Source organism: Bartonella sp. ML70XJBT.G (genome assembly GCF_028618575.1).
Taxonomy (GTDB): Bacteria; Pseudomonadota; Alphaproteobacteria; order Rhizobiales; family Rhizobiaceae; genus Bartonella.
Window position 1 is genome coordinate 60,917 of record NZ_JAQITA010000011.1, and the last position, 26,089, is coordinate 87,005.

Annotated in this window: 28 protein-coding genes and 1 pseudogene; 15 read left to right on the forward strand and 14 right to left on the reverse strand. The window is 38.7% G+C overall.

The genetic code is table 11. The annotated features are described in order from the left end of the window. Window positions 1–3: 3 nt before the first annotated feature. The 8 genes from PVV64_RS06400 to PVV64_RS06435 form a co-directional block, all read right to left on the reverse strand. Complete coding sequence (locus PVV64_RS06400) at window positions 4–930, reverse strand: type IV secretion system protein (RefSeq protein ID WP_273760294.1); 927 nt, start codon at window positions 928–930, stop codon at window positions 4–6. A 26-nt stretch (window positions 931–956) separates the two neighbouring features. After that, a complete protein-coding gene (locus PVV64_RS06405; RefSeq protein WP_273760295.1) occupies window positions 957–1,361 on the reverse strand; it encodes an EexN family lipoprotein in 405 nt (134 codons plus the stop codon). Between the two features lie 141 nt (window positions 1,362–1,502). Next, the gene (locus PVV64_RS06410; RefSeq protein ID WP_273760296.1) at window positions 1,503–1,853 is read right to left on the reverse strand and encodes an EexN family lipoprotein; all 351 of its coding nucleotides are present in this window, start codon (window positions 1,851–1,853) and stop codon (window positions 1,503–1,505) included. A 2-nt stretch (window positions 1,854–1,855) separates the two neighbouring features. Further along, on the reverse strand, window positions 1,856–2,122 hold the full coding sequence (locus PVV64_RS06415; RefSeq protein ID WP_273760297.1) for an EexN family lipoprotein: 267 nt from the start codon (window positions 2,120–2,122) through the stop codon (window positions 1,856–1,858). A gap of 23 nt (window positions 2,123–2,145) precedes the next feature. Beyond that, entirely contained in the window at window positions 2,146–2,880 is a 735-nt protein-coding gene (locus tag PVV64_RS06420; RefSeq protein WP_273760298.1) for a type IV secretion system protein, read from the reverse strand. Next, on the reverse strand, window positions 2,877–5,237 hold the full coding sequence (locus tag PVV64_RS06425) for a VirB4 family type IV secretion/conjugal transfer ATPase (RefSeq protein ID WP_273760299.1): 2,361 nt from the start codon (window positions 5,235–5,237) through the stop codon (window positions 2,877–2,879). The genes PVV64_RS06420 and PVV64_RS06425 overlap by 4 nt, the downstream gene beginning before the upstream one ends. Further along, complete coding sequence (locus PVV64_RS06430) at window positions 5,234–5,560, reverse strand: type IV secretion system protein VirB3 (RefSeq protein WP_273760300.1); 327 nt, start codon at window positions 5,558–5,560, stop codon at window positions 5,234–5,236. Before PVV64_RS06430 ends, PVV64_RS06425 begins: the two co-directional genes overlap by 4 nt. 28 nt (window positions 5,561–5,588) lie before the next feature. Further along, window positions 5,589–5,936 (reverse strand): TrbC/VirB2 family protein, encoded by a 348-nt coding sequence (locus tag PVV64_RS06435; protein WP_273760301.1) that lies wholly within the window; start codon window positions 5,934–5,936, stop codon window positions 5,589–5,591. 148 nt (window positions 5,937–6,084) lie between these two features. Between PVV64_RS06435 and PVV64_RS06440 the strand changes: the two genes are divergently transcribed. Next, window positions 6,085–6,819: a nuclease gene (locus PVV64_RS06440; RefSeq protein ID WP_273760302.1), complete on the forward strand. Its 735-nt coding sequence runs from the start codon at window positions 6,085–6,087 to the stop codon at window positions 6,817–6,819. 104 nt (window positions 6,820–6,923) lie between these two features. Here the strand turns inward: PVV64_RS06440 and PVV64_RS06445 are convergent, their stop codons facing one another. Then, on the reverse strand, window positions 6,924–7,313 hold the full coding sequence (locus PVV64_RS06445) for a hypothetical protein (RefSeq protein ID WP_273760303.1): 390 nt from the start codon (window positions 7,311–7,313) through the stop codon (window positions 6,924–6,926). Between the two features lie 1,245 nt (window positions 7,314–8,558). Here PVV64_RS06445 and PVV64_RS06450 point away from each other — a divergent pair. After that, the gene (locus PVV64_RS06450) at window positions 8,559–9,404 is read left to right on the forward strand and encodes a TIGR01459 family HAD-type hydrolase (protein ID WP_273760304.1); all 846 of its coding nucleotides are present in this window, start codon (window positions 8,559–8,561) and stop codon (window positions 9,402–9,404) included. Then, a complete protein-coding gene (locus PVV64_RS06455; RefSeq protein ID WP_273760305.1) occupies window positions 9,404–10,405 on the forward strand; it encodes a bifunctional riboflavin kinase/FAD synthetase in 1,002 nt (333 codons plus the stop codon). Before PVV64_RS06450 ends, PVV64_RS06455 begins: the two co-directional genes overlap by 1 nt. 410 nt (window positions 10,406–10,815) lie before the next feature. Here the strand turns inward: PVV64_RS06455 and PVV64_RS06460 are convergent, their stop codons facing one another. Continuing rightward, window positions 10,816–11,145, reverse strand: a complete 330-nt coding sequence (locus PVV64_RS06460) for a TIGR01244 family sulfur transferase (protein WP_273760306.1) — start codon at window positions 11,143–11,145, stop codon at window positions 10,816–10,818. Window positions 11,146–12,188: 1,043 nt separating this feature from the next. Between PVV64_RS06460 and parA the strand changes: the two genes are divergently transcribed. The 9 genes from parA (at window position 12,189) to PVV64_RS06505 (ending at window position 16,916) form a co-directional block, all read left to right on the forward strand. Continuing rightward, complete coding sequence (parA, locus tag PVV64_RS06465) at window positions 12,189–12,818, forward strand: ParA family partition ATPase (RefSeq protein ID WP_273760307.1); 630 nt, start codon at window positions 12,189–12,191, stop codon at window positions 12,816–12,818. After that, window positions 12,815–13,045, forward strand: a complete 231-nt coding sequence (locus PVV64_RS06470) for a hypothetical protein (RefSeq protein WP_273721471.1) — start codon at window positions 12,815–12,817, stop codon at window positions 13,043–13,045. The genes parA and PVV64_RS06470 overlap by 4 nt, the downstream gene beginning before the upstream one ends. A gap of 1,473 nt (window positions 13,046–14,518) precedes the next feature. Beyond that, on the forward strand, window positions 14,519–14,806 hold the full coding sequence (locus PVV64_RS06475) for an EexN family lipoprotein (protein WP_273760308.1): 288 nt from the start codon (window positions 14,519–14,521) through the stop codon (window positions 14,804–14,806). A gap of 180 nt (window positions 14,807–14,986) precedes the next feature. Beyond that, a complete protein-coding gene (locus tag PVV64_RS06480; RefSeq protein WP_273760309.1) occupies window positions 14,987–15,253 on the forward strand; it encodes an EexN family lipoprotein in 267 nt (88 codons plus the stop codon). A 3-nt stretch (window positions 15,254–15,256) separates the two neighbouring features. Beyond that, window positions 15,257–15,472: an EexN family lipoprotein gene (locus PVV64_RS06485; RefSeq protein WP_273760310.1), complete on the forward strand. Its 216-nt coding sequence runs from the start codon at window positions 15,257–15,259 to the stop codon at window positions 15,470–15,472. Window positions 15,473–15,517: 45 nt separating this feature from the next. Next, complete coding sequence (locus tag PVV64_RS06490; protein WP_273760311.1) at window positions 15,518–15,730, forward strand: EexN family lipoprotein; 213 nt, start codon at window positions 15,518–15,520, stop codon at window positions 15,728–15,730. 44 nt (window positions 15,731–15,774) lie between these two features. Further along, window positions 15,775–15,981 carry an EexN family lipoprotein gene (locus PVV64_RS06495; protein ID WP_273760312.1) on the forward strand — a complete coding sequence of 69 codons (207 nt, stop codon included), beginning with the start codon at window positions 15,775–15,777 and terminating at the stop codon, window positions 15,979–15,981. Window positions 15,982–16,224: 243 nt separating this feature from the next. Then, the gene (locus PVV64_RS06500; RefSeq protein ID WP_273760313.1) at window positions 16,225–16,704 is read left to right on the forward strand and encodes an EexN family lipoprotein; all 480 of its coding nucleotides are present in this window, start codon (window positions 16,225–16,227) and stop codon (window positions 16,702–16,704) included. After that, window positions 16,701–16,916 carry an EexN family lipoprotein gene (locus PVV64_RS06505; RefSeq protein WP_273760314.1) on the forward strand — a complete coding sequence of 72 codons (216 nt, stop codon included), beginning with the start codon at window positions 16,701–16,703 and terminating at the stop codon, window positions 16,914–16,916. Before PVV64_RS06500 ends, PVV64_RS06505 begins: the two co-directional genes overlap by 4 nt. A gap of 1,070 nt (window positions 16,917–17,986) precedes the next feature. On the opposite strand, the pseudogene PVV64_RS10520 reads toward PVV64_RS06505, so the two are convergent. After that, window positions 17,987–18,109: pseudogene (locus PVV64_RS10520) on the reverse strand (DUF4102 domain-containing protein); the annotation flags it as partial. 1,527 nt (window positions 18,110–19,636) lie between these two features. On the opposite strand from PVV64_RS10520, the gene PVV64_RS06510 reads away from it, so the two are divergent. Beyond that, entirely contained in the window at window positions 19,637–20,038 is a 402-nt protein-coding gene (locus PVV64_RS06510; protein ID WP_273760315.1) for a flagellar protein FlgN, read from the forward strand. A 629-nt stretch (window positions 20,039–20,667) separates the two neighbouring features. On the opposite strand, the gene PVV64_RS06515 is transcribed toward PVV64_RS06510, so the two are convergent. Then, window positions 20,668–22,992, reverse strand: a complete 2,325-nt coding sequence (locus PVV64_RS06515; RefSeq protein ID WP_404978416.1) for an autotransporter outer membrane beta-barrel domain-containing protein — start codon at window positions 22,990–22,992, stop codon at window positions 20,668–20,670. Here PVV64_RS06515 and PVV64_RS10525 point away from each other — a divergent pair. Both PVV64_RS10525 and PVV64_RS10530 read left to right on the forward strand, forming a co-directional pair. Next, on the forward strand, window positions 22,943–23,308 hold the full coding sequence (locus PVV64_RS10525; RefSeq protein WP_404978417.1) for a hypothetical protein: 366 nt from the start codon (window positions 22,943–22,945) through the stop codon (window positions 23,306–23,308). The genes PVV64_RS06515 and PVV64_RS10525 overlap by 50 nt on opposite strands. 63 nt (window positions 23,309–23,371) lie before the next feature. After that, window positions 23,372–23,560 carry a hypothetical protein gene (locus PVV64_RS10530; RefSeq protein ID WP_404978418.1) on the forward strand — a complete coding sequence of 63 codons (189 nt, stop codon included), beginning with the start codon at window positions 23,372–23,374 and terminating at the stop codon, window positions 23,558–23,560. A gap of 203 nt (window positions 23,561–23,763) precedes the next feature. Here PVV64_RS10530 and PVV64_RS06520 read toward each other — a convergent pair whose 3' ends face one another. Together PVV64_RS06520 and PVV64_RS06525 are read right to left on the reverse strand one after the other, a co-directional pair. Beyond that, window positions 23,764–25,809, reverse strand: a complete 2,046-nt coding sequence (locus PVV64_RS06520; RefSeq protein WP_273760317.1) for an autotransporter outer membrane beta-barrel domain-containing protein — start codon at window positions 25,807–25,809, stop codon at window positions 23,764–23,766. A 143-nt stretch (window positions 25,810–25,952) separates the two neighbouring features. Further along, window positions 25,953–26,089: autotransporter outer membrane beta-barrel domain-containing protein (locus PVV64_RS06525; RefSeq protein ID WP_273760319.1), on the reverse strand; the 137-nt coding region annotated here is incomplete at its 5' end.

The following is a 26,089-nucleotide window of genomic DNA, read 5'->3' on the forward strand; positions in this document are numbered from 1 at the left end:
AACTTAGTGCCCCCGTATTTTATTGAAGAGTTTTTGTAGACCATGCAAAGCAGCTCTAGCAGCGCGACCACTTAGTTCAGCAGTTTTTTTCGCTACTGGCCCTGAACCTGTAAGGGAGGCTCCTCCAGAGGCTAAACCCGATGCTATGTCAGGTAGTCTGAGGAAAAGGAAAATACCACCAATGCCAACAACCAAGAATTGAATTAAAGTAGCGATGATATCGTCAACACCTTTTGAAAAAATGTTCATTGAAATTTTAACGTATAAGCCACCAAGTAAAACAACTAAAACATATAAAATGATGAAGTTTGCTGTTTGGTTTAGCCATGCTTCTGTGAAACGCCTTGTGGATGAAAACATATAAAGGCTTATGAAGAGTGGTCCTATTGATAGGACAAGAAATGATCCCAGTTTAGCAAATAGTGAAACGGTAAAACCGATTGTACAAAAAAAGGCAGAAATAATTAAGCAGATAATACCAACAAACCATGTCGCAATAAACTTCCCCATTTGAGTCAGCCCTGTGTACTGGTTTGCGGCGTCCAAAACCTGTCCTCCAGCTTGGCCCATCATATTATCCCATACATTTCGATCCGAGTGTGCTGCACCTTGTGTGACATTTGCAATGGCATTCGGTAGATCATGAAAAAATATACCACTGACCCACTCATTATAAAGAGTAGCGTTTGTGGCGAGTGCAACAATGATGCCCAGTTTGAAAGTTGTCACTATAAATTCCCACAGTGGCATGGAAGAACGCCCATAGATGACATTGTAACCCATAAATATAATGTAGAGTGTACAAGATAGCTTAAGCGGAGCACTTAAGCTTGATGAAAGATTATTAATGATTTTACCCATTGTCTCTGTAAGGGGCTCCATCAACATATCATCTATATCAGTAAATACGCCTTTGGTTACTATTGCCATTTAGATGCTCCGCTCTTCATTGTGTCTTAATGGTTATTTTGTTGTTCTTCTGCCGCGCGCTCTTTTGCTCTTCGTTCTTCCTCAGCACGTAGCTTTGCTTTCTGTTCAGCTATTACTTTTTGATTCTCTTCTCTCATTTTTTCTATATCGGCCCTCATTTGAGCTTTCAATTTTTCCGTTGATTTGCGATTTTCTTCGTCAATTTTACGACTTCTTTCTGCTGCTTTTGCCTGACGTTCCTTATCAAGTTCTAAAAATGCTAACCGCATGTTTTCACAATTTTTTGAAGTTCCTGCGAATCCACATCTAGCGTCCCACTCTAAGCGTAATTTTTCATCTTTTTTAAATTCTGCGACACTATAGGTTTTTTCACATCCAGCAGCGATGAGTCCTGTGCAAAGCAACAGTGCTGTGAGAATTGTTTTGTTCATAAATATTTCCCCTTCGTTTTTTCAGTTTTTAAAGTGTGAGCACAATTTTTAAATTATGCTCTGTGTTTTAGGTTTTTGTAACCCGTGATGACAAATCTAGGGCACAGACAAAATGTTGCCATAAATATTTCAGTCTACAATTCAATTGCTGTCCTGTTTCTGTTCAGCTTGTTTTTTTGCTTCTTGTTCAGCTTCACTTTTTTCACTTTGAGCACGCATTTCGGCTTTAAATTTTTCCATAGCATCACGAAGCTCTTCGTTGTGTTTACTAATTCTCTCTGCAGCTTTTTCCCGACGTTCTTTGTCAAGTTCAAGTGCTGCTAATCTCAGGTTTTCACAATTTTTTGAGGTTCCTGTGAATCCACATCTTGCGCCCCATTCTTCCATCAATTTTTGATCTTTTTTAAATTCTGCAACGCTATAGGTTTTTTCGCAACCAGCAGTGATAATTCCAGTAAAAAGCAATAGTGCTGTGAGAATGACTTTGTTCATGATTAATGATTGTTCTCTTGTTTTTCAGATTTTTGCTGATTATCATTTGTAGAGCCAAAACTGCCCCATTTTTTACGAGTTTCAAGTTCAGCTTGCTCTGCGTTTTTACAATTTTTTGATTTGAGATCCCCTGAAGTCAAACATTTCACTAATACTTCTTCCATCAGTTTTTTGTCTTTTTTTAACTCTTCTACACTGTAGGTTTTTTCACACCCAGTGGCGATAAATCCTGTACAAAGCAGCAATGTGGTGATGATGATTTTGTTCATATTCAAGCCCCTCTTTTTTACTTTTATTGACCACGGAGTTGTTTTGCCAAAGCTTTGTATCGTGCTTTAAATTCTTCCATTTCACGTTTTTCTGCAGCTTTTTCTTCCGCTTGTTGGATCATTGCCGCGGCTTGCATTTGGAGGACTTTTGTTTGAAGGTCTGCTTGTATTGCTGCTAATTGTGCTTGAATGCCTTGAATTTCCCCAGCGTCTTTTGTATTGCCAAGTTTGTCAAGAAGTTTGTTAATGTTTTTTTGTGTTTCACTGGCTTCTTCATAAACATCTTGGCCTTTTGCCGCTTGCCCTACCATGCGCTGTTGTGCTTTTTTCACTTCCTCTGCGTAAAAAGCATCCACTGCCTCTTTTGACCCTGCGCCCCCCGCGGGCTCTTTGTATAAGAGTTCTTCTTGCCATTTTTGCGCGTTTTTGCTGCCACCACCGCCGCCGCCGCCGCTACCACCACCGCTGCCCATCGATTGTTGAAAATGGTTAAAATCAGAAGGCAGGGCGCCATTGCTCCCCTGCTTGTTGAACAGGTCTTTCAATGCCGATATATCAGGCTTGACATTTAAGGATTTATAGAGCTCTTTCATTTGATCAAGTTGATCTTGTAATTTTTTAAACTGTTCTTTTAATTGATTCAATTGCCCTATGTTTTGCTGCAGTATTTGCCAATCAAAGGGACCACCGCCAAGTGCATTTGCTTGAGATGCAAAAGAAATTGTGCAGAAGGCTGTTGCATATAAAAGTTTTTTCATTGTTTTGACCTTTCTTGAAAAAGAGGAAGCCATTTTTCTGGAGATTCACCAACTTCATCCATGATGGTTTCTAAAAGTTCAATGTTTTTGGTGGTGCCGCTGAGGATGGCTATTTCATCATCAAAGCCACGTAAATTCAGCTCTGCGACAACAGAACTTTGCCCCTGTTTGATGAGAAAACGCCGTGACTCACGGCTTAATTCTGTTTGTATCAGGTTGAATTCTCTTTCGGATAATTTAAAACCCTCTATATAATCTGCGTGATTTCCCTTTTGGTTGGGAAAATAAATCTGGGTTGGGCATTGCTCTATAATGGTGTGGGCAATTGTTGAATTGAGCGCATCTTTTGGCGATTGTGTGGCAAACAACATCAAGCCATTCTGTTTTCGAATGGTCTTCAGCCTATCTTGCGCAAAGGCTTTAAAGGAATCATCCTCTAGGGCTTTCCAAAACTCATCAATGACAATGATAATACGACGCCCGTCAATCAGAGACAGAATTCTATGAAAGAGATACATCATTAACGGGGGGCGAATTTCGTCATTGTCCAAAAAGTCGGTCATATCATAACCAATAAATTTTGCCTCAATGCCAATGTCATCATCAGGATTGTCAAATACCCAGCCCAAGGCATTGCCCTTGCACCATCGCTCTAAACGCCCTGCTATGCCTTCTCTGTGCGTGGTGTCAAAAAACATTTGCAGAGCAGAAATTGTGCGTTGTTCTTTGGGAAGCAAGGCAAGTTGATCTACAGCTGCAGCAATGTCTTGTCTTTCGGATTCACTAATCTTTTGCCCCTCTGCAGAAACAAGTTTGGTAATCCATTGCCGCAAAAAGACTCTGTCTGCTGGATTGTTATAGTCTAAGCCTTTTAACGGCGCTATCCCTGTCGGCTTGCCGTTTTTCAAAGGCATATAGGTGCCGCCACCCGCTCTGACAAAAAGCTCTGCTCCACGGTCTTTATCAAAAAAGACCATATGGGGATCATGCTTTTGCAGTTGTGCAAGAAGAAAGTTCACAATGACGGTTTTCCCCGAACCAGAGGGACCGCAGACAAAGGTATTGCCTAAATCGCCAAAGTGAAAATTAAAATAAAAGGGTGAGCCAGCAGAGGTTTTCATCAATGCTACCGCTGGTCCCCATACATTGCCATCTATTTTGCCAACCGGAAAGGAATGAAAAGGAGAAAGAGCTGCATAATTGCGGCTGGTAATGGCACCAGAGCGAATACGATAGGCATAATTTCCAGGCAATTGTGCCCACCACGCCGCCGCAAGACCAAGATCTTCCCGCGCAATCACAGCGCCGCCATCGGTGAGACGAGAGCGAGCTTTGGCAAGATTATCTGCTAATTCTTGGGTGCTATCAGCAAAAACAGCTAAGGATAAATGATGCTCGCCTAAAACAAAACGGTTGGATTCAAGATCATCTAGTGCATCATCCAATTCCATAATTTGTGAGCCGGCGCGATCTCCTGCATTGACCATTTGATTTTGCTTGCGTCCCATAATCTGTTTGGCAATGTTTTTGCTTTTAAAGACAAAGGATTGGGTAAAAATAAATTCAAAGGGTAGGGTGAGAAGACCATCTGTCATGCCTGCTCTGGTCTTTGCTGGATATTCTTTCCAACCAAACATACCGGCAAATCTTTGCCCTGCCTCATAGCGTATTTCTATCACTTCTTTACCGAAAATGAGGCGGTCTGAATAGACAGAGGAGGCTATCGTTCCCCATGTTAGAGGCACACGTTCACGACGACCTCCTACCAATTGGTGAATAAATTCACTTTGCTGTGAATAAATATTGCCTTCATGTTCATAAAGGCTCAGCCTTTTTGCACCATAGCGCTCTAAATTTTGAACAATATCCGTGGTAACATCTTCAAGCTTGCGAATGGATTCTTCATCAACTTCCGTTTTTTCCGCTTTTGCTTTGCCTAAACGTTTGAAAAATTCCGCTAATTTATCCGCTTTATCGACATGGGGATTCCACAAAATGGAAAGATAAAGATCATTCCGATAAAGTTCTTGAGAAACCATCCGTTCACGGTATTTGTCATCTAACTGTTTGGCAAATGCTGATCTAAAAGTACCATCCGGATAAACCGTCTCACGCTTTCTGATAATATGGCTATAAATGGCAATACGTTCATCAGCGATATTCTTAAACAAGTTGTTTAACTGTTCATGAAGTACATTGAGATCAATAATATCGGCTGTCTCAAAGTTAATTCCTTCAAGTTTCACAACCATCATGAGCGCGCGTGAATCCAGTGCGATCACATGCTTGTTGACATGACGCACATAAGGAATAATGGATTCCGGTTGTTTTTCACGCTTGCGCTCTAGTGTTTTCATTTCAATTCCTCATAATTACGAATTAATCGTAATGGAGAAAGACTTCCCCCACCCCATAGACTAGAATTTCTGGCAAAGAGGTGCGTCTTTTGCCATGTCAGGAGGATACGAAATTTATTATGGTCGTGTTTGAGAATTTCCTTAAAGATAAAGTGTGTCGTAACACCAAAGGTTATAAGGAAAAAATTGCCCGTCATAATAAACAATATCATTGTTCCCATGGCATTTAACCCCATAGCTTCCACCGTTACACCTGCAATCATTGCAGGACGGGTGCAAGCGAGAAACAACGTATCTTCCGTTAGCTTATCGCGCTCTTTCATGATTTTTGAAAATGCTAAAGTCAGTTACTTAATTGGAAAGCATCGATACGATTTGAGACGCACCCATAACAATGCCGATACCAACACAAACAAAAAATGCTTTGCGCATTTCAACATAACCAGCAATCCAGGCAAGCCCAACACCAGCAACGGCAATGGTGGCTATCGATTTTGCAATGGCTCCTGTTAAAGCTTCAACGATTTTTTTAAGAGCATCGTCGATTTTTCCAAAGCCTTCTGCAAATGCTGGATCGCTGAGTGCTATAAAGGCAATGAACAACATCAGTATTGTCGTTAACCATTTCTTTTGGGCGTTTGAAAAGGCGAATTTGGATAAAGCACGACTATTTGTAGAATAATTGCTTGTTTTCAGCATGGAAATGTCCCCGCGTATTAATAGAATAAAAATTGCTTAATATTAACTAAATGTAATGTATAACGGAAATAAATTAAAAATGCTACTGTTTCATTTACAGTATTTTCTTTTTTTTAGTAATATAAACAATTATTTTATAATATTCAAAATGATACTTTTTAAAAAACCTTTTCGATCATCATTTAAATATCTGATTTTTATTTATATTATTCTTGCGGCTGTTTTTTATTTTCGTGAAAACTCTGAAGATGTTATGGAAAATCCTGTTGTGCAAAAAATAAAAAAGACCGTGGAAAAACAGTTTCAAGAACCAGATTTAACAGTACGGGATCATGATCATGATCATAAACAAGAAATGCCTTTATCGTTAGAATCATTATCAACAGAATTTTATGAAGAAAATGTCCCCGTTTATTCTGGTGCTATACAGGTGACAAGCGGTATTACTTTTAAAATGATCACGCCTATGGATGAGGGGTGGAGAAAAAGAATCGTGCGCAATATCCGATTATATGGTGTTGAAACATGTGAAACGCGGCAATTTGCCTCACGCCATGGTATTAAGTGGCCCTGTGGGGCTTTTGTCACAGCATGGCTCGTGGCAAAAACAATCGATAAAAATATTACTTGTCGGCAAACGCGTGTTCTTCAACAAGTTCATTATGCACAATGTTTTGTTGATGGGGTTGATTTGGCGCGCTTGGGGCTTGCAGAAGGCATGATGGTGTTGACAAAAGATCAGCAGCATTTTCCCTCACCAGCAGATTATAAAAACCTACAATTTGCTGCGCAAAAAGCACAAGTGGGATTATGGTCTAGCGAATTTGACCAGCCAGAAGAGTGGAGAAGAGACCATGGCAGCTATAATCCTATTGATCCTTAAAGATTTTAAAACAAACTGAGAAGGAAGAGAGATAGTAGCACGGTTAAGTCGTTTTCCGTTAACCGTGCTGTGTGTGAGTGCTGTTGAGGGTGTGTTGCGTCAATTTAATCAGAGAGCAACAGACGAATATCTGGTGGTGCAAAACGAAATAAAAGCATGTCATAAAACCAACTGAGAGCTACAGCACTACAAGTGAGGATTATCAATATAATTGTTATGATTATGAAAGGTACTCTAAGTTCTACGGTTCTAGGTCCCAGAATTTCTAACCAGTATGTCAGAATATCCGCAATGAGCATAACAAAGCTTATTCCTGCTATGATTCCTAATATGCGTTTAACCCATCCACGAATAGTATAGAGAAAAAGGAAAATGGAGTAGATCCGTACCTTATGTCTTTTCCAGTGGATGCGGCGTAAGATCTCTCGTTCTGGTTCTGAATTTATTTCTTCTACTTCTTCTTCAATTTCTTGACGCGTGATCAAATCTTCCATTATCCCCCCCTTGATTTCTCAGTTCATAGGTACAACTTTATTCGTCTCTCACCACATTTTTCATTACATGGCAGAAATAAAATATGCAACTGTTACTTTATTACAACTGTAAAAGCCAAAACTGGATGGTGTGAGAGGTTATGTCAAGGGTGAGGGGGGTGGTGAGAGATGCTGCTGGTTATCATAAAAATCAATGATGGATACCCCTCGTGTTTTTTGCTTTTTCTCATCAGTAGATGACTTCTCATTTGCCGTGCAAAAAGTATAGTATGCTGATTTTGCTTCCTTTAAAGAGCCCAAAGAATGGAAGAGTTTGAGTAAAGAACAGAGGAGAGTACTGATCATTTCAATGATCACTCATTGTAGAAAATTACTGAAAAAGGCAAGGAAACCGATCATTCTTTGCAGTTATAGACCGGTATCATCTCTCATTTTGCTCACCCCCCATATTGCTTACAGCCCTTGTGCTAAAACTCTTCATAAGGGGCATTTTTGCTGCTTTGTTGTACAATTTTTATCCATAGGTTTACCGCATGCAGGGGGATGGTTTTGATTGATGTTCCATGGGAGAAATTTGCAATGAGAAAATTTTAGAATATACGGCTCTCTTATTCAAGATGCATGTGAATTATCCCTATAAATCAACGCATTCTTGTATAGAGATAGATTTTTTGAGAAACATCAAAAACTCTTCTCGCAAAGTTTTTGTGATCTTATCATATTGCCTTGCTATAAAAGAATCTTGGAAAGACTAAATCCAAAATATTAAGTCCTCTTACTCCAATCTATGGTATTCTTTTCAGCTGAGTGTCATTGTATTGTATACAATAGCCCATCATTTCTCTGCTGTCTGTTCTCTTTGTACTTGTTCATGTGCTTGAGAGGAGGGGAACTTTTTCTTTTAAAAGGTTTTCTTTTTCAAAGATTTATTGGTTTGTTTGCAAAAGAATAACTTGAATATTTAAGATCAAAAACTGTATCAAGACAGCGATTCTTAAGAATTGAAGTTTTTATGAGGAAAAGCATTCTTGCAGAATGCTCAGCTTTTAATACGAGGCATGAATTTGCACCGTGCAACGATAACTTCATGGGTTTTATTCTTTCTCATGCTCCCTATAGGGAATGAGGCGTTAATACAGGCGAAAAAACAGTGGGAAAGTAGATGACAGAACAACACTCTTTCGATAAGGAGTTTTAAAGCAAAAGACAGTTTGATAAATGGCAAAGAGATAAAAGAGGTGCAACATGAATGAACTTACCCATATTGAGACTGTTATAGCGCATTACGATGCTGTTTTTTGTGATGTGTGGGGTGTCGTGCACAATGGTGTACATGCATTTGAACCGGCATTGAAAGTGTTGTACAAAATTCGGCAAATGGGAAAAAATGTCATTTTTTTGACCAATTCACCTCGACCACGGGAAGATGTTATTGCTCAGTTGTATAATATGAACGTTCATAGCGATTATTATGATGCCATTATCACTTCAGGAGATGTCACTCGCGATCTTATTCGCGCTGCACCGCGTAAAGTGTTTTTCATTGGTCAACAACGTGATTTGATGTTGTTTGAAGGATTGGATTGCGAATTGGTGGAAGAATGGGAAGCTTCGGTTGTGGTGTGTAGTGGTTTTCTGGACGATCTTGATGAAGAACCAGCCGCTTATAAGGAAATGTTTTTGCGTATGCGTGCGCGGAATTTGCCCTTTATTTGTGCCAATCCCGATGTGATTGTTCATTATGGCAATCAGGAATTTTGGTGTGCTGGTGCATTGGCGCGTCTTTACCAACAATTAGGAGGTGAGGTGCGTATTGCTGGAAAACCCCATGCGCCTATTTATGAATGTGCCTTTGAACACTTAGAAAAAATGCGCGGAAGAGTGGAAAAAAGTCAGGTTTTGGCTATTGGTGATGGGCTTTTGACCGATGTGAAAGGGGCGGCGCATTTTGGTCTTGATGTTCTCTATATCATGGGTGGTATTCATCGTTATGACTATATGCAAAATGGTGTGGTGGATAAGCAAGCATTGCAATCTTTTCTTGAACGTCATGGCTATAAGCCACAAGCAGTCATGTGGGCACTTCAGTAATGTCGGATTTTTTGCGTCTTCAGGGGGTTCATAAGCTTCCTATGGCTTGGCGGGGAGCCGTGTTGGCACTTGGAAATTTTGATGGTGTTCATTGTGGACATCAGAGGGTGCTGCAAAAAGCACTTGATTTAGCACGGCTCAAAAATAAACCCGCTGTTGTCTTAACCTTTGAACCGCATCCAAGAAGTTTTTTCCAGCCCTCAATGCCTGTGGATCGCTTGACAGAAGCGGCTGAAAAGGCTGAAATTTTTAAAATTCTCGGGTTTAATGGCGTCATTGAGCAGCCCTTTGATGCGCATTTTGCTACTCTTTCAGCGGAGCAATTTGTTCATGCGATTTTAAAGGAAGCTTTTGATGTTTGTGTGGTGGTAACGGGTGAAAATTTTCAATTTGGTCACAAAAAAAGTGGAAATGCACAGTTGCTTTCTCAATGGGGAAAAGAATGTGGTTTTGAAGTTGTGAAAATTCCTTGCCTATCGAGCAAACAGAACCAGCAACCGTTGATCATTTCCTCTAGTTCTATCCGTAAGCTTCTCTCCCAATGTGAGGTGAAAAAAGCAGCTCATTTGTTGGGCTATCATTATCGGGTGCGCTCAAATGTTATCCAAGGTGAGCAACTCGGTCGCCTGTTGGGATTTCCTACCGCTAATCAAATGCTTCCTCTCCAAGCCAGTTTGGCGCATGGTGTTTATGCTGTGCGATTGCGTCGTGCCAATGGTGTTTTACATGATGGGGTTGCAAGTTTTGGCTGTCGTCCAACGGTTGTAGAAGATGGTGCTCCTTTGTTAGAAACCTATCTGTTTGATTTTAACGATGATCTTTATGGAGAAAGCTGCACCGTTTCTTTCTTTCAGTTTTTGCGAGGACAAGAAAAATTTGATGGGCTAGAGCCTTTGATTGCGCAAATGCAACGTGATGAAAAAGCAGCAAAAGCAATTTTAGCAAAAGTACAGCCATTATCACCTTTGGATAGGCTGCTTACTTTTAAAAATATGACTTAAGTTGAGCTGAAAAAGAAAGAAGAGCAGCAAAAATAGCCGTTAAACTGACGATAATCACGAAAATATATTCTAAAATATCATGAAATATATGCTTTTTGCGCTGTTGGGAAGGGGTATCGAATATCTGAAGATCTGATTTGAGCATTGTTTTTAATCTTTTGCATAATTTTCTGAAATTCTATGGTTTTAAAACTTTACTGCTTGTTTCTTTATGATCTGTTAAGACAAGTGATGAAAAGCAGGCTCATTGATCAAGATGGAGGGAGCATATTTCGTGGGGGTAATTGCTGAAGACAACCTGCTGTTTTAAGATTGTCCGCGTGGCTTCCCTCTTTGATTGCAGAATTTTATAAAAACTTATTTTTTAGAGTTTTAAATGATGGATTCTTTTTATCTATTAAGAAAAGTAATTAAAGACGGGCTAAGCGATAAAGATGCATGGAGCGTGTTCCGTGGTGGCAATAGGCGAGAAGAGGCAGAGATGCTGTTTTTAAAATTGTTCTCATGGTTTCAATCTCTGACCGATTTATGGTCGGTGGTACGATAGGAATATGATGTGCTGTTATGCCATACTCACATGCCGCTGCTTTAATGATCAAAAAGTTAGGTTGATGGGGTTCTTCTTGATCGGGGCGGTTACAGATAATCGTTTTAAAGCCTGCTTGTGCTAATGTTTTGATATTTTCAACGCTAATCTGGGCGCTGATGAAAATATCGGGGTCAATTTGTTGTAACTGCATATTTCTTTATTCCTCATATTATGATGTTCTCTGCCATGCCAAAAGAATATCTTAAGGGTATGTGTGTTCTTTCTTTGAAAAACGTTCCTTCATCCAGAAAAATAAGATGTGGTTTTGAAAAAACACATTGTGCTGTATGAGGCGTTTTATTTTCAACACGTTCTCTTTTATATTGATGAACTGTCTGATTGATATTGGATAATTTATTGCCCTTCTTCTGTAAAGTGAGAACGCAAAAAAGAAAATTCTTTTTTGCGTTTATTTCTCTTATATCCATTTTAAAAGTTGTTTGCTTTCACGTGGCAGGAGACAAGACGCAAGTGGATAAAAGCGTTTCAATTCTTTTTCAAAGTGTTTTCAGGTAAGGATCGCTGTAACAGGGAAGGGGAGCGTGATGGCTTTTGCTGTTATTTGCTCTGTGATTATGTGGGAGGTTTTTCTAGAAAGATTGTTGTGGGAGGGATACTCAAAAAATGGTTCAATTCTGAATGTTTTTCTCAATTTTTGTACGATATCGCGTGGTTCGCCGTTGTTTTAGCACAGATGCTTTGTGCGGGGTGGGCAATGCGGAGTTGTATTCATAAATTCGGTAGCGAATACCTGTGTTTTTAAAATATGCTCTTTTTCGTTGAGTGGTTTATATCAACTTACAGAAGGGGGAGTATGCTTTAAGCATTCAATGGAGGCAATGGTGCTTGTTGGGTGTGTTGTTGCTTTTATAATGGGAAATCAGGTTGATGCAACTCTTCTTGATGAGAGCGGTTAGAGATAATCGTTTTAAAGTTTGCTTGTGCTGAGATTTGATGCTTTCTATACGGATTTTGGCACTGGTTTAAAATATCAGGAAGAATTTGTTGTTCGTTTATTCTTGTTTGTCTCTCAGACTGTTTTTATGATGTTTTCTACAACGTTATAAAGGAAAATTGGGAGCCATTGCTTTGTCTTATAAAGAAGGGAGCTGTTGGTTTGTGCGGGTTCGATGCTTGCTTCCTTTGTGGTTTTCTGTATAATCGTAAAAACGATAAAGCGGAAAGACGGAATTCATGATTATTGGACTCTTAAACCAAAAGGGAGGGGTGGGCAAAACGACCTTGAGCGTAAACCTTGCTGCTAGCTTTGCACGGGATGGAGCACGTGTATTGCTTATTGATGGTGATCCGCAGGGAAGTGCATTGGATTGGGCGGCGGCTCGTGAAGGGGATCCCTTGTTTTCGGTTGTTGGTTTGCCGCGCGCAACGATTCATAAAGAAATTACTCAGATTGGTCATGGTTACGATCATATTATTATTGACGGTCCTCCACGCGTAACGGATCTTGCGCGCAGTGCTCTTATGGCTTCGGATTTTGTTCTCATTCCTGTGCAGCCTAGCCCCTATGATATTTGGGCAGCAGATGGAATTGTAAAACTCCTTGATGAAGCACGAGTCTATAAAGAAAATTTGCAATCTGCTTTTGTTATTAATCGTAAAATAGTCAATACAGCAATAGGGCGTGATGTGAGTGAAGCTCTTGGAGTGTATCCTATAGATGTCCTTTCTGCCAGCATTGCCCAGCGCGTGATTTTTGCAGAAGCTGTGGCACAGGGGAAAGCCGTTTATGAAGTTGATAAGCAAGGTCCAGCCGCAGCAGAGATTGAAGCTGTTGCAGCGGAAATCAAGGAGTTAGCACGATGAATAAAAAAATTAAGATTGGCACGAAGCCAACCAATAAACCCATTCCTTTAACGGCGGATGCATGGGTTGGAAATAATAAAGGCAGCATGGATGGAGGGATGAAACGTCTCACAATTGATATACCGGAAAGTTTACATCGTTTGATTAAGGTGAGTTGTGCAAGTCGTGGAACAAAAATGGCTGATGAGGTGCGCGAATTGCTTGCACAAAAATACGGAAAAGTGTAAAAAATGATACACGATAATACGTTTTTACGGGCTTCTTTTATCTTTCTCACAAAGAGATATTCTCAATATACCCTTTAGGGGAAGCCATGTTGTAATTGTGCATTATAGTTGAGACTCTATTCTTCCGCATCCTTTCAAAGAGCTGGATTGAATAAATCTTCACTTGGCGCGTTATTTTGTATGTATGGAACATCAACGATATTTAAGAAAATAGATGTTGGGTGATGAGAATGAAAGCGTGTACTGTTGGTGTGAGATTTATTCTCGCAGCCATAAAAGATAGGGCGATATGCATACAGAGAAGGGAGAGCATATCCTCTATTTGTGAAATTTGACCGTGATGTTTTTTGTGGTCTCGCAAGCTCAACTCCATAAATAAGACTGCGCACCATATTGTTTTGAATAAGAGGTATTTTTCTAAAAGCCCTCTTGGTTTGTTCAAACGAAAAGCCCTGATGACAAAAACACCATCTGATAACAAAAAAGAACTTTTTCCACTCTGCCACTTCATTCTACGAGGTGAGGTAAAGGGCTGTATTTCATAGATTTTAATAGCATATAATCAGATATGGCCAATTCTTTTTGTTTTTCATTTATGATGGTGATCATTTGTAAAGTCATACTGTTTGTTATCTTTATAGATGAGGATAATTTTCTAGAGAATTGTGTTGATAATGTTTTTAAATGCGAAGTTATTTCTTGTTTATTTTATGATAAACAAGCTAATACTGTAGGAAAATGGGGATGCTGATTGTTTTTCAGCACTATATTGTTTTGTTAAACTTTATTAAAGTTTAGAGGGGGAGTGAAAAGAATTCATTTGTTCATTGATATTGGTGCTTGCTAAGATTTATTCTTTCTCAATACATAAAAGAACTTATTTGTTGTTTTCTCTTGATGTTGTTTCTTACATCTGTACTGTTTAAGGGAGTGACATTATGAGTTGTTATGAATTTTGAGGGGATAGGGCCCAATTTTTCTGTTCTGTTTGAACATATCAGATTGCTTGTTGACTATTTCTATTGGCATTGTTGTTAATGCAGGGGGAAATTGTATCAAAGCTTGCTTTGATTTTCCGGTGATTTCAGAATAATGAGAGTGCAATCAGTGAATTGAAGAAGATGGTGTTTTTGTTTGCTGATCTATTGCCATGATTATAAGCACACCAAGTGGTTAAGGCAGATATTCGTATTGTTTTATGTCTCATAATGGCGTGATATGACAGAAAAGAAGTGTAAAGCTTCTTGAACAGTACGAAGGCTTTACAAGTGGTATGGAAGTTCAAGGACTTCACAATGGGGTGCTGTGCGGGGCATGTAATAAAGACACATCTTTAAAATGCAGGCAGCTATGATGGCTCAATATATTTGCCTTACCGTTTTGCGTATTCAGCAAAGAAATCTGTTCGTACGATATAGAGAATATATGAAACACATTATTTTTTAAGTGAGAAGGAAAAAGGGGAATTTACTGATGAATAAAGTCGTTATTGCAGCACTGTTGCTTTGCACTGGATTGTCTGTTGCTGGTTGCGAAAAAGACTATAGCGTAGCAGATTTTAAAAAAGATAAAAAATTGATGGAAGAATGGGGAAAGAAATGTGAAAAGATGGAATTCTCTTCTGCCATGACATCCAAAAATTGTCAAAATGTTGTCCAAGCCAGTATGGAGCTTTTTCAAGATCATTATAAAAATCTTGCTAAGGAACTTCGTGAAGGTCTCAAGAAAGATGAAACGGAGAAGCAACAAGATAATCATTAAATCATAAGAAATTTTGGATGGGAAGATGCTTTCTTGCATTGAAGCGGCTTCTACTGGTTGCAAAAATTGCGCGCATAGACGGTTTATGGTGAAAGCACACGATGGGGTGAATTTGCAACTTTTTATGGGCAGATAGGTTGGGCTCAAATTTTGTAAATTTGAAAAAAGGGGAATTACTTGATGTATAAAGCCATTATTGCAGCATTGCTGCTTTGCACTGGGTTTGCTGTTGCTGGTTGTGAAAAAACCTATAGTGTTGAAGAGTTTAAAAAAGATCCCAAATTACTCAATCAGTGGTTAGAGAAATGTTTTATTGAGGGGAATTTCGATTCAAAAAATTGTAAAAACGCAGAACAGGCTGAATTTGAAACTCGTAAAAAATGGGGAATTTTTGGCTCTGGAAAGGATGATGAGAGAAAAACGGAAGAGAAAAAGGAGGGGAATTAAATCATGAACAAAGTCATTATCACAGCATTACTGTTTTGTACTGGCCTTGCTGTTGCGGGTTGCGAAAAAACTTACAGCGTCGAAGAGTTTAAGAAAGATCACAAGTTACTTGATGAATGGGGAGCAAAATGTGAAAAAATGGGACCTTCTTCTGTAAAAACGTCCAAAAATTGTAAAAATGTTCAACAAGCGTATATGGAGCTTTTTATGGGGCGCTAAATTGTGTCCAAACTTTGTAAATTTGAAAAAAAGGGGAATTACTTAATGAATAAAGCCATTATTGCAGCATTGCTGCTTTGCACTGGACTTGCCGTTGCTGGTTGTGAAAAAACTTATAGTGTTGAAGAGTTTAAAACAAATGAAAAATTGTATGAGGAATGGGCAAAGAAGTGTGAGAAGGATGATTCACCACTAAAGTCATCTCAAAATTGTAAAAACCTTCGACAAGCGTATGTGGAGCTTTTTATGGGACACTAAATTGTGACCAAACTTCGTAAATCTGAAAAAAGGGGAATTACTTAATGAATAAAACTATTATTGCCGCATTGTTGCTTTGCACTGGGCTTGTCGTTGTTGGTTGTGAAAAAACTTACAGTGTCGAGGAATTTAAGAAAGATCCAAAATTAATCGAGCAGTGGAAAAGGAAATGTTTTGCTACAGGAAAGTTCGATTCACAAAATTGTATAAATGCAGAGCAAGCTGAGCGTGAAATTCGTAAAGGTGGTTAGTCTCACTCGAACTTAATGCAAAAGGATGAAAAAACTGAAGATAGGATAACAGTTAAATCATCAACAAAAGATTGATAGTAGTATTTTCTTTGTACGCGGTTTATCGTCGCAGGTTGTGAAAAACCGCGTACAGAAGTGGAATTTAAGATTTAAAAAAAATGCACAATGAAGAGAATGTGCAATTTTAGTGAGATACTCAATTTGCCCAAACTTTGTAAATTTGAAAAAAAGGGGAATTACTTAATGAATAAAACTATTATTGCCGCATTGTTGCTTTGCACTGGACTTGCCGTTGCTGGTTGTGAAAAAACTTACAGCGTCGAGGAATTTAAGAAAGATCCAAAATTATTTGAAGAATGGGCAGTGAGATGTGGATGGTCAGGAACTTCAAAAAATTGTGAAAATGTACGAGTAGCTGATCACGAACTTTCCGAAGAACGCCGGAAAAAAGCAGAAGAAGAAAACCGTAAATATATGGAAGAGCTTGAGAAGAAGCAAAAAAAAGAACACGAAGAATACCTTAAATATATGGAAGAGTACGAGAAAAAGCGAAAAGAAGAACAAGCGAAAAGCGACGCAGAATTTGAAAAATGGCTCTCTGAATCTGGAAAACGGGAAGCTGAATATGAAAGGCAGAGAATTGAAGAAGATGCTAAATGGCGAGAGAGAATTAAAGAAGATCAAAAAAGAATAGATAAGATCTGGAAAGAATCCAATCCATGAACAAAGTTATTATCACAGCACTATTGCTTTGCACTGGATTTGTTGCTGGTGGTTGTAAAGAAAGAACTTACAGCATCGAAGAATTTAAGAAAGATAAAGAATTACGTCTCAAATGGGAAAAGAAGTGTTTCCTCGGTGGGACATCTGTACAAGCGTCACAAAATTGTGATAATGTTGCAAAAGCGGGTTACCAACTTCTTTTTGGAGGTTAAATCTTGCTCTCAGGCCTTGTTGATCTAAGCATAAAAGGACAGCTGTGAAATTCTCAACAAGAATGGGGATCTTGTTTTTTCTACTTCAAGTGAGAGATCATTTTGCTTTGAACCGCAAAGAGAAAACTTTCAATAAATGAAAACCTCTCCTCTGTGGAGAGTTTTTTGTTTTGGAGGAAATCTTTAGCAGCGCTTTTGAGAAAAAATTGTATTTCAAATCATATCGGCACAACGAGCACCCCCTTCATGTACTTTACAATTCACGAGGTTTTAGGATCTTTTTCTCCTTATAGGGAGAATGAAAAAATTTCCGTAGTGTTTAAAAGTTTTGCAGTACGGTGAGTATATTCAAGCATATTGAACCATGTCATCTCTTTCTGATTTAAGATTTCTTTTGCCTCATCAAGGATACAAGCCTAATAGAGAATGGCCGGTGCGTTAGGTGCATGGTTGTTCAGTCACAGCCAGTACTATCGTACTCTTTGTTCGCTGCCAATGAGTATAGCTTTTGGCATCTGTGGGCGTTCATGACAGGCATTTTTAGCCCTTTTTTGATGTTTTTATCCATAGGCTCATTCTGTGTACCATGCGCAAGCGAATGGTGTTGCTTGATATAGGGGGATGAAATGAGAGAAACCTCTGATATTTTGGGCAGTTGTTTCAGAGAATAACTGTAAATTATCATTATAAGTCAATATATTCTGGGTATTAGAACTCTTTTTAAAAAAATCAATTTTGTTGCAGATGGGTGGAAGGAGAAGAGTCATACTTTTATGCGGGAGGGATTCAGTCAGGGGCATTCAGGAAGAATAAATATTGGGTGTAACTGTGCAAAGTGCATCTAAAAGCACATAGTAATGTGAAAAGGCTGAAAAGTGATAGTTTGATCTATGAATCATCTTGCTGCTTTAAGACGTCTCTTTGATATTAAGATTAAAGCGCTCAATTGCGCAGATTATAACAAACACTTAACAGAATATGCCTATAGTGTTTCTCTTGGGTTGCAATGTACGGCTTGTTTTAAAAAAATATTTTTCAACGCTCCTTATCCCATATCATGATAGTAGCTCGTGAATGGTATAACAATAAAGCCATTGAATATCACCATCTTTACGCTTATGAAGCAGCAAGCCGGCACCATTATTCACTTTGGCAGCGTTCAATATTGCGACAGCCCTTGCATTTGAGAGCATTCATAAGAGACGTTTTTACTTCTTTCTTGTCAGTTTTTACCCACACACCAACCCCGCTTTTGATGTGCAAGAAAGTGATCTTCATTGATTCAATATGAGAGGGCTGTGATGAGAAAATCTTACGATATTCAGAATTGTGTTCAAATTGAAAAATGACAATTTATTATTATAAATCAATGCATTGTCATTATAAGGATGAACACAACAAAAGCATTACTGGTGACAATCAATGTTGAATAAAGCATAGCAGTTTTTATGATATCAGCCATAAGAACCTCTTTCGTTCTTGGGAGTATGGGCTTTATGAATAACAGTCTGTTACAGACTGTAATATATGGTGATAAAATATTTGCGGCAAGCTTAAAATTGTTCTTATTTCGTATGACGATGGGAGGAACTGAGCACTGTGGAACATAGAAACAGTTAAAACTTATGCTGTTGCTTTATTTTTTATGTGTAAGCTACGTCTGATAAAAAGTCTTTTTAAATACATTTTCTGTTTTATTTTACAGCAAACAAGATGCGTAGCTGTTTTATGAAGAAAGAGCAACGCTATAGCTTTATCTTGAATATTTGGAATAACAATTGGCAGTAGAAGTTTTGTTTGTTAAGAAATTTATGATTTTTTCTTTATGTATGCGTGAGTGTAACGAGATGGCAGCATGAATAACCAACTCTCTGTTTAGAGTAGAATGGTTTGGGAGGAGCTTGGTTGTCAATAAAATGCTGAAAACATCCTTGAAAAATCATTTGAAGGTCTTATAGTATAAAAAAATTATCAAATTGTGTTTTTTATGAACTCTTGAAAGAAGTTTAAAAATCTTATATAGTCGATCATTGCAAAGAAAAGCGAGTGATCATTGAAAAAGGGGGATTTATAGCTGTTTAGCTATTTTAAAATGCCTCTTTTGATATTGGTGTGTGATTGATTTGTTCAAAAAGCAATGCTGTTTTGTATCTCATACAAAATGCTGTATGTGTGCAAAAAACAGCATGGGAGAGTGAATCTTTCTGAATGTGTGCTTACTGGTTTTGCTCAATACAAAAAGGCGAGGACAGTGGTGCATAGAAAGCCAAGGCTATGGAGGGTAAAATGCTGCAATCTTTAAAATGCTAAAACCTTAAAGGGTTTAAGCCTTTATATGCAACAAATTTTTGTTGCATAGGGAGTAACGCGTTATTGTTTGCATTATTGTTTCTTGTCTCAGATAGGCGGAATAAAAGAGGCAAAATAAATTTCGGACTTTTGGATATCTCCTGCAAGTTGATTTGATAATTTGTGGCGCTTTGCTGAAATGGTATTGCGTCAGGGGTGATTGGGAAGCAAAGAAATTTATATAATGTTGTAAAAGTAATGTGTTGAAAGTCAAGTGGGTATACGCTTTTAGGATTATCGTGCTGTTGTCGGGGCAATATTCGCACAATGAACGCAATTGAGTGTATCAGCATTGAAGAGAAAGCTGTTTAATCTCCCTTATTGGATATTTGAGAGTAAGATTGAACAATACTGTTGAAGGGGAAATAAAAATGTCTGTTGTGCAATATGGTGATGAGAGTTTTGCAGCAAAAGCAAAAGTCCTTGATAACAATCTTATTGATCGTGATTGGGCTATGACAAAATTTGTTGCTGCTGTTAAAAGTTTAGCACAAGTGGTTGATTACGAAAGCAATATGTTAGAGAGCAGTGGTATTCCAGATTATGAAGAAATCAATCTCTGTAAAATACGTGGCTTACGTGACCTTAATAAATCTATAAGCGATGTGAAACGCTATATGAATGAAGATATTGAGAATGAGGTTGAAAGTTTATTATCGGATTTACAGGAAAAATTACACCGTAATAGCAAATTGTTGCAAACGCACTTAGATGCGATCAACGATCTTTCACAAGATATGCAAATTGCTGCTCGTACAAGAGAAATAGAGTGAACTGGTGAACCTTCAGTTAATACAGGACGCTCTCAAGAATAAAGAGAATAATATAACTTGTGGTGCCCTCTCGCAGTTATGTCTCATTTTATCATCTCTTGCGGAGGTTTCATATGCGCAGCATAATTTACGCGGTTTTGATGCTTACAGGAAGAAGAACTGTTTCTTAAAGCTATAATGCTCTTTAGCTCGTAAGAGGATGAAGTTGTAATAAGCTGTTGTACATTGTATGAGCCAAGAGATTTGCGGAGCCTCCAAAAGTTGCTGTCGCCCTTGAATTAAAAACGGTTCATGAGAAGTGTTATTCATTCTTTCTTTCATGTTTTTATTTCCATGCTCTTTCCGCTTATAATTTATAAATGAATGGTTCCACTTGATCTAATAGGAGAGAGATTTGCCATAAGAGAATTCTAGGATACACGAGCCTCTTCTTGAATATGAACAACGCTAGATGATTATGATAAATCGATATCTTGTAGGTAAGAAATTCTTTTGCGTAAAAAAGTTTTTCCTTGGGTATAGGAGAGTTTTTTAGCTCTCTCTTATAATTTTTTTTGGCAAAATAGTCATTTATACATAAAAGGCAGCCTTTTAAGCTGCCTTTTATGAAAAATAATACTCATGTTATTTTAGAATTGATATCGTATTCCGCCCGAGAAATTGGTTCCAGATACACCGGCTTTTTGCAGTTTCTGCCGGTAACTAACATCACCATGAAGAGCAATATTTTGAGAGAGAAAAGCATTAAAACCAACACCTCCCTCAATAGAGGAACCCATCGGATCCAAATAAAATGTATCAGCAATTTTTATTGTTCCACCATCACCAAAGGTTTTGATGACATTCAATTTACTATAGAAGGAAACAGGATAATTTTCTTCTAAGGTGGTGAGAGTTTGTGTTAAACGTCCACCAATGCGTACCAACCATTGATGCGGATTATTCATATCAACTTCAAAATTATTGGCATCGGAGAGTACGTCAAACATGAGACTTTGATAAATAAATTGTGCTTGTGGTTCAAACATCAGCCCCTGCATACCGGTGGCTAATTTTTGGCCAACCGTTGCAGATACATTTAATATTTTAGTACCATCCAATTTTGCAGCATGGCCAATGAGAGGTGTGGTAATATTTCCTTTCAAGGCTCCGTAGGAAAGAAGTGCGTTTACGTATAAACCATTGCTATGTTTGACGCCACTATAGGCTGTGAGAGACCATTTATCAAGAGTGGTCTTTTCAGAATCTTCCATACCCTTTGGCGTAAAAGAAAGCTTTCCGTATGTTCCTAAAAGACCAAAATGTGTACTGATATTTTTGCTTTCCAACGCAGCTAATACGACACCCCCTTGTAGGGCATTATAGTTTATATCAGCGCCATAGCCATAATGGAGTGGGTCACGGTTAGAAGATAAGGTAACTTTTTCACCATAGGAGGATAAAAAGAAAGCGTTCTTCTTCTTATGTTTTTCTACAAATATTGTTGTATATATATTGTCTAACAATGTGTTTTGGTTGTTTACATCAGCATATCCAGCGGAAAATAAAGCACTAGGCATTACCACATAATTTGCTACCTGTGGTAAAACTGCTCTGATTTTCTTATCCTTATCAAGGTAATCATTTTGCAAGCGGAAATCCCAGAAATCGCTATTATTTTGGCCAAAGAGATTTTGGCTCTCATGGGATGTCCCTGGTGCAAAGCCGGTCAGGACATATTTATAAGGCAGGCCAGCCATTGTCAAATAACCTTCTGCTAATTTGAAGGAATTTTCACTGGCTTTGCCAGAAACCTGAATGAGTGAAATTCCATGGGACTCGACGGGAAGCGAAAGCATCTGCTCTCCCCAAACCGAACCACTATCGGTCATTTTTTGATTGCTTTCCAAGAGATTGACGTGAACTGTGGTAGTACCCGATACATCACCATGAATTATAAGGCGGTCGGTTGCTTGTTCAGTCACTGGAGAATGTTTACTCCACCGAGAGTTCAGATGAACTTCTGCTTTCCCTTTTGCACTATAAACCACTGCTGCATGAGATCCGTTGCTATCTTCGGATTCTTTTTCCTCTTGTCGTGGGGGAGGGCCTACAAACAAAGTTTGATATTGTCCCTCCTTTGGCGTTTCAAACATAATCGTGCTGTCTGCAAGCTGGAGTGCAGAAAGGTTAGAATAGGTCTTTTCATGAGCACCAAACGGTTCATAGTCAGATAGATCTTTATCATTATGTTCTGTATTTTTATTTGCTTTTAAAAGCCATTTTGTACCATTTTTAAGATCAAAAAGGGTTTGGTTTTCACTCAATGTTCTTACGCGCCCTTCTAAATCAGAATGATCTGCTGTTAATATGAAGCTATGTGTACCACCTCCCAGCTCGGTTGCATTTTTTACTAAAAGATCGGCATGGATTGCTGAATTTTTGAGGAAAACTTCAGCATCCACATCCAACCCATAGATGCTTATGCCAACGCCATTTTCAACAAAAAGCTTTGTGTTTTTCAAGGTTACTTGATTGACAAGATTTTGTTCTTGGTTGGTATCTGATTTTGTTTCAGCACTGCGTGCATGGCGTTGTCTGGAGGCAAAATATGGATCATTTCGGAAAATAATGCCATTTGCCCCATAATCACTTGTAACAGTTATGGTTGAATCTTTAAGATTAATTGTACCATTGATGTTGAACAAACCAGTTAATGCTGTTGTGACATTAACACCTGTGGCATCAATTGTTCCCCCATCTGATACACTGAGTGCAACAAAATTTGCTTCAACTGTCCCCCCGTGTATTTTAACAAGTGAATTTTCACCCTCTGCGGATACAGCAAAATATCTGTCTTGAACCTCAGCATCATGCAGTTCTACAGTTTTCCCCGCTTTTGCTTCAACTTTAGATTGTGTATTCTTGCCCTGTTCTGGTTGTTCAGGCTGTTCTGGCACTGGCTGTTTAGGCATTGGTTGTACAGGCGCTGCTACGGCTTCTGTTGCTGGTTTTGCATCCTCAGGTTTTGTGAGTGCTGGTGATGCTCCTGTTGCTGGTCGTATTCCCTCAGGGGCTCCCACTGTTGGTCTTACAGCTTTAAGGTTTGCAGGAGCTGGTGATGCGGTTGTTGCTGCATCCTCAGATTTTGAAGGCATTGATTGTGTAGGAGCAGAGGAACTCCGTAGTGTCTCTTCTGTGGTTGGACTTGTAGAAGAATGGGAGGGACGTTTTCTAGATTTAGGAACTGTCGTTGTTACAGATTCCATAACACTATCTTCTGTGGAATGAGGATTTTGCGGTAAAGTATTTTCTTTAGGTTTTTCAGATGGTTGAGAGCTGGAGTGTGCAGTTGTGGAAGCTGAAGCTTGCAATGAAGAGACTCTCTCTGGTGTGCTTTGGCTTGTAGATACTGTTTCTGGAGTTGTGGCGCTTGTAGATAAACTCCTCTTCCGCTTCTTAGCTGTTGTACTGTCTGCTGTAGCTTGTGCAGATGAAGAACTTATAGTTGGTTGTGGAGTAGGTATTTCATTACGGGCATAAGATAGGCTGGAAGAGGAGTAAAAGAGAACTCCCGAAACTGTGTATAATAAGAAGCTTTTCTTCATATAAATATATCCCTAAATATTTTCTCCCCCCCCCTCTCACAGAAAAAAATGGGATTCCTCCCATTATGTTTTTTTATAAAATACAAAATAAAACATATGGGAGGGTCTTTATATTTCAAGATATGAAGAAAAGTATTTTTAAAAGCGATAGCGCATTCCAGCAGATACATTTATAGAAGATTCACCAGCTTCTTTGAGTTTATGCTGATAACTGACATCACCATGAAGCGCTACATTTTGCGATAAATAGGCATTAATACCTAAACCGCCTTCAAGGCTTGTTCCTATAGGAGAAATTTGAAAACTTTTTTTATCAATCTGTACAGTGTTATTGTTACCGAAACTATTTATAATATTTGCTTTACCATAGAAGGAAACAGCCTCACCTTTGTTTTGCGTTAAACGTCCACCAATACGCAGTAACCATTGATCTGGATTGCCCATGTTGATTTTAAAGCTCTCTGTATCGGAAAGAATGCCAAGCATGAGACGCTGGTAAACAAATTGTGCTTGTGGTTCAAGTATTATTCCCTCCACAATGGTTGGCAATTTTTGACCAATGGTCGCAGAGGCCGCCAATGTTTTTGTGTTTCTCATGAGAGCGGTGGTATTTTCTCCCTTAAAGTGTCCATAGGAAAGAAATGCACTTGCATAGATACCACTGTCATGTTGAATGTGACCATATGCGGTAAGGGACCATTTATTCAGCATATTCTTTTGCGCGCTTTCTTTCTTCTTTGGGGTGAAAGCGAGTTTTCCATATGTCCCCAAAAGACCAAAATCTGTGCTGGTATTTTGCTCTTCTAAGACTATTAATGTCAGAGCTGCTTGTAAGGCCGCATAGCGGATATCGGCATCAGCACTATTTTGTGGTGTATGAGAGTTGGAAGAGAAGATACTCCTCTTTCCATAAGTAGAAAAGAAAACTCCTTTTTCTTCATGATCTTTTGCTTCAAACATTGTTATTCGTATATTGTCTAATAATGTATTTTGATTATTTACATCAGCAATTCCAACGGAAAACAGCGTCTGAGGCATGACCAAATAGCTCGCTATTTGTGGGGTGAGAGCTTCACTTTGTTCTTCAGGATGAGGCAAGTCATGAGATAAAGCTGCGGTTTCTCTACCCTCTGCAAGTTTAGATGCTCTCTCAGTATCAGCGGGAGTTTGAGTGGCAGCTTCAACTTTTATGGGCAAATTCACATGATCTGGTGATGAGGCGTTTGTTTTGGAATTCACATCCTTTTGCAAATCTTTATCGGTTTTAGGCTGTGGGATCATTCTAGGATCTGTTATTGTTGATGTATTGTCTTTGCCTTTTAGACTCGCATGAAAAGGGGAGAACTTACTGATAGAACCTTCTTTATTTGTATTTTGGTCGATAAGAGAAGATTTATTTCCTCTGGATGGGAGAGAAGATACAAAAGCCTCTCTTTTTTCTTCTGCGTTTTTTATCGTATCGACATTCCAAGTATCTATGAGCGCTGTGCGTATAGTATCGGAAAGTTCTTTGTTGTGTCCTTGTAAAGCGTTATCTATCGCTGTCACTTCGTGCAGTGTTTCCACTTTATTTTGTAGTTTATGCCACTCTTGATTGTTTTGCATTATCCATTGTTTGTGTGTGCCATTAACACGCTGTTGGTTATCAGCTTCAAGTATTGCTTTTGCCTGTGCAGAATCGGAAAGGGCTTTCTCGTAGCCTTTTAATAAGTCTTCCGTCATTTTTAAGCGGTTTTGTCGCAAGCGATCAAGATAGGCATTGGCTTGTAGCATATATTGCACATTCTTATTATATTGATTAGCCATTGCATGTGCATAAACAGAACTGCTTGTCTTTCGCAATTCATCTTTGTCATTAGAAGTTTCATAACGACCGATACCTGAAAAATATCTGTTAATTCTAGTTTCTACCTCATCCAATCCTTCTTGAAGCATCTGACCAAAATGAGAATTTCCCTCCACCATGCTACCAGCAGCTATTATCTCAAGATTTTTTTCTTCCTGCGTTGGAGTATTGATGAGATCAATGGCATGGCGATATTGTTCAGGTAATTTGATAATCTCTTCAAGTGTATGGCGCGCGTGCGGGCTTAAATCAGAGGCATTACTAATATACGTTGCATTAAAATAAGAAAAAAACAAAGCACAAGCGGTTGTACATAATAGTAAACATTTTTTATGCATAGAAATGCTCCTGATATATTTTTCTTTATTGATGAAGACTGAATAATTTGAGGTTGGTTTTCGTTTTTTGTAATACACAAAACTAAGCAGCGCTGTTTGTCTTTCAGCGCTGCAGATATTTTTAAAATAAAAATGAGAGATTTTTAAAAGCGGTACCGCATTCCACCAGAGACATTCACTCCCGATACACCAGCTTTTTGCAGTTTATGTTGGTAATTCACATCGGCATGAAGGGTAAACTTTTGTGAAAGTTGTGCATTCACGCCAAGCCCACCTTCAA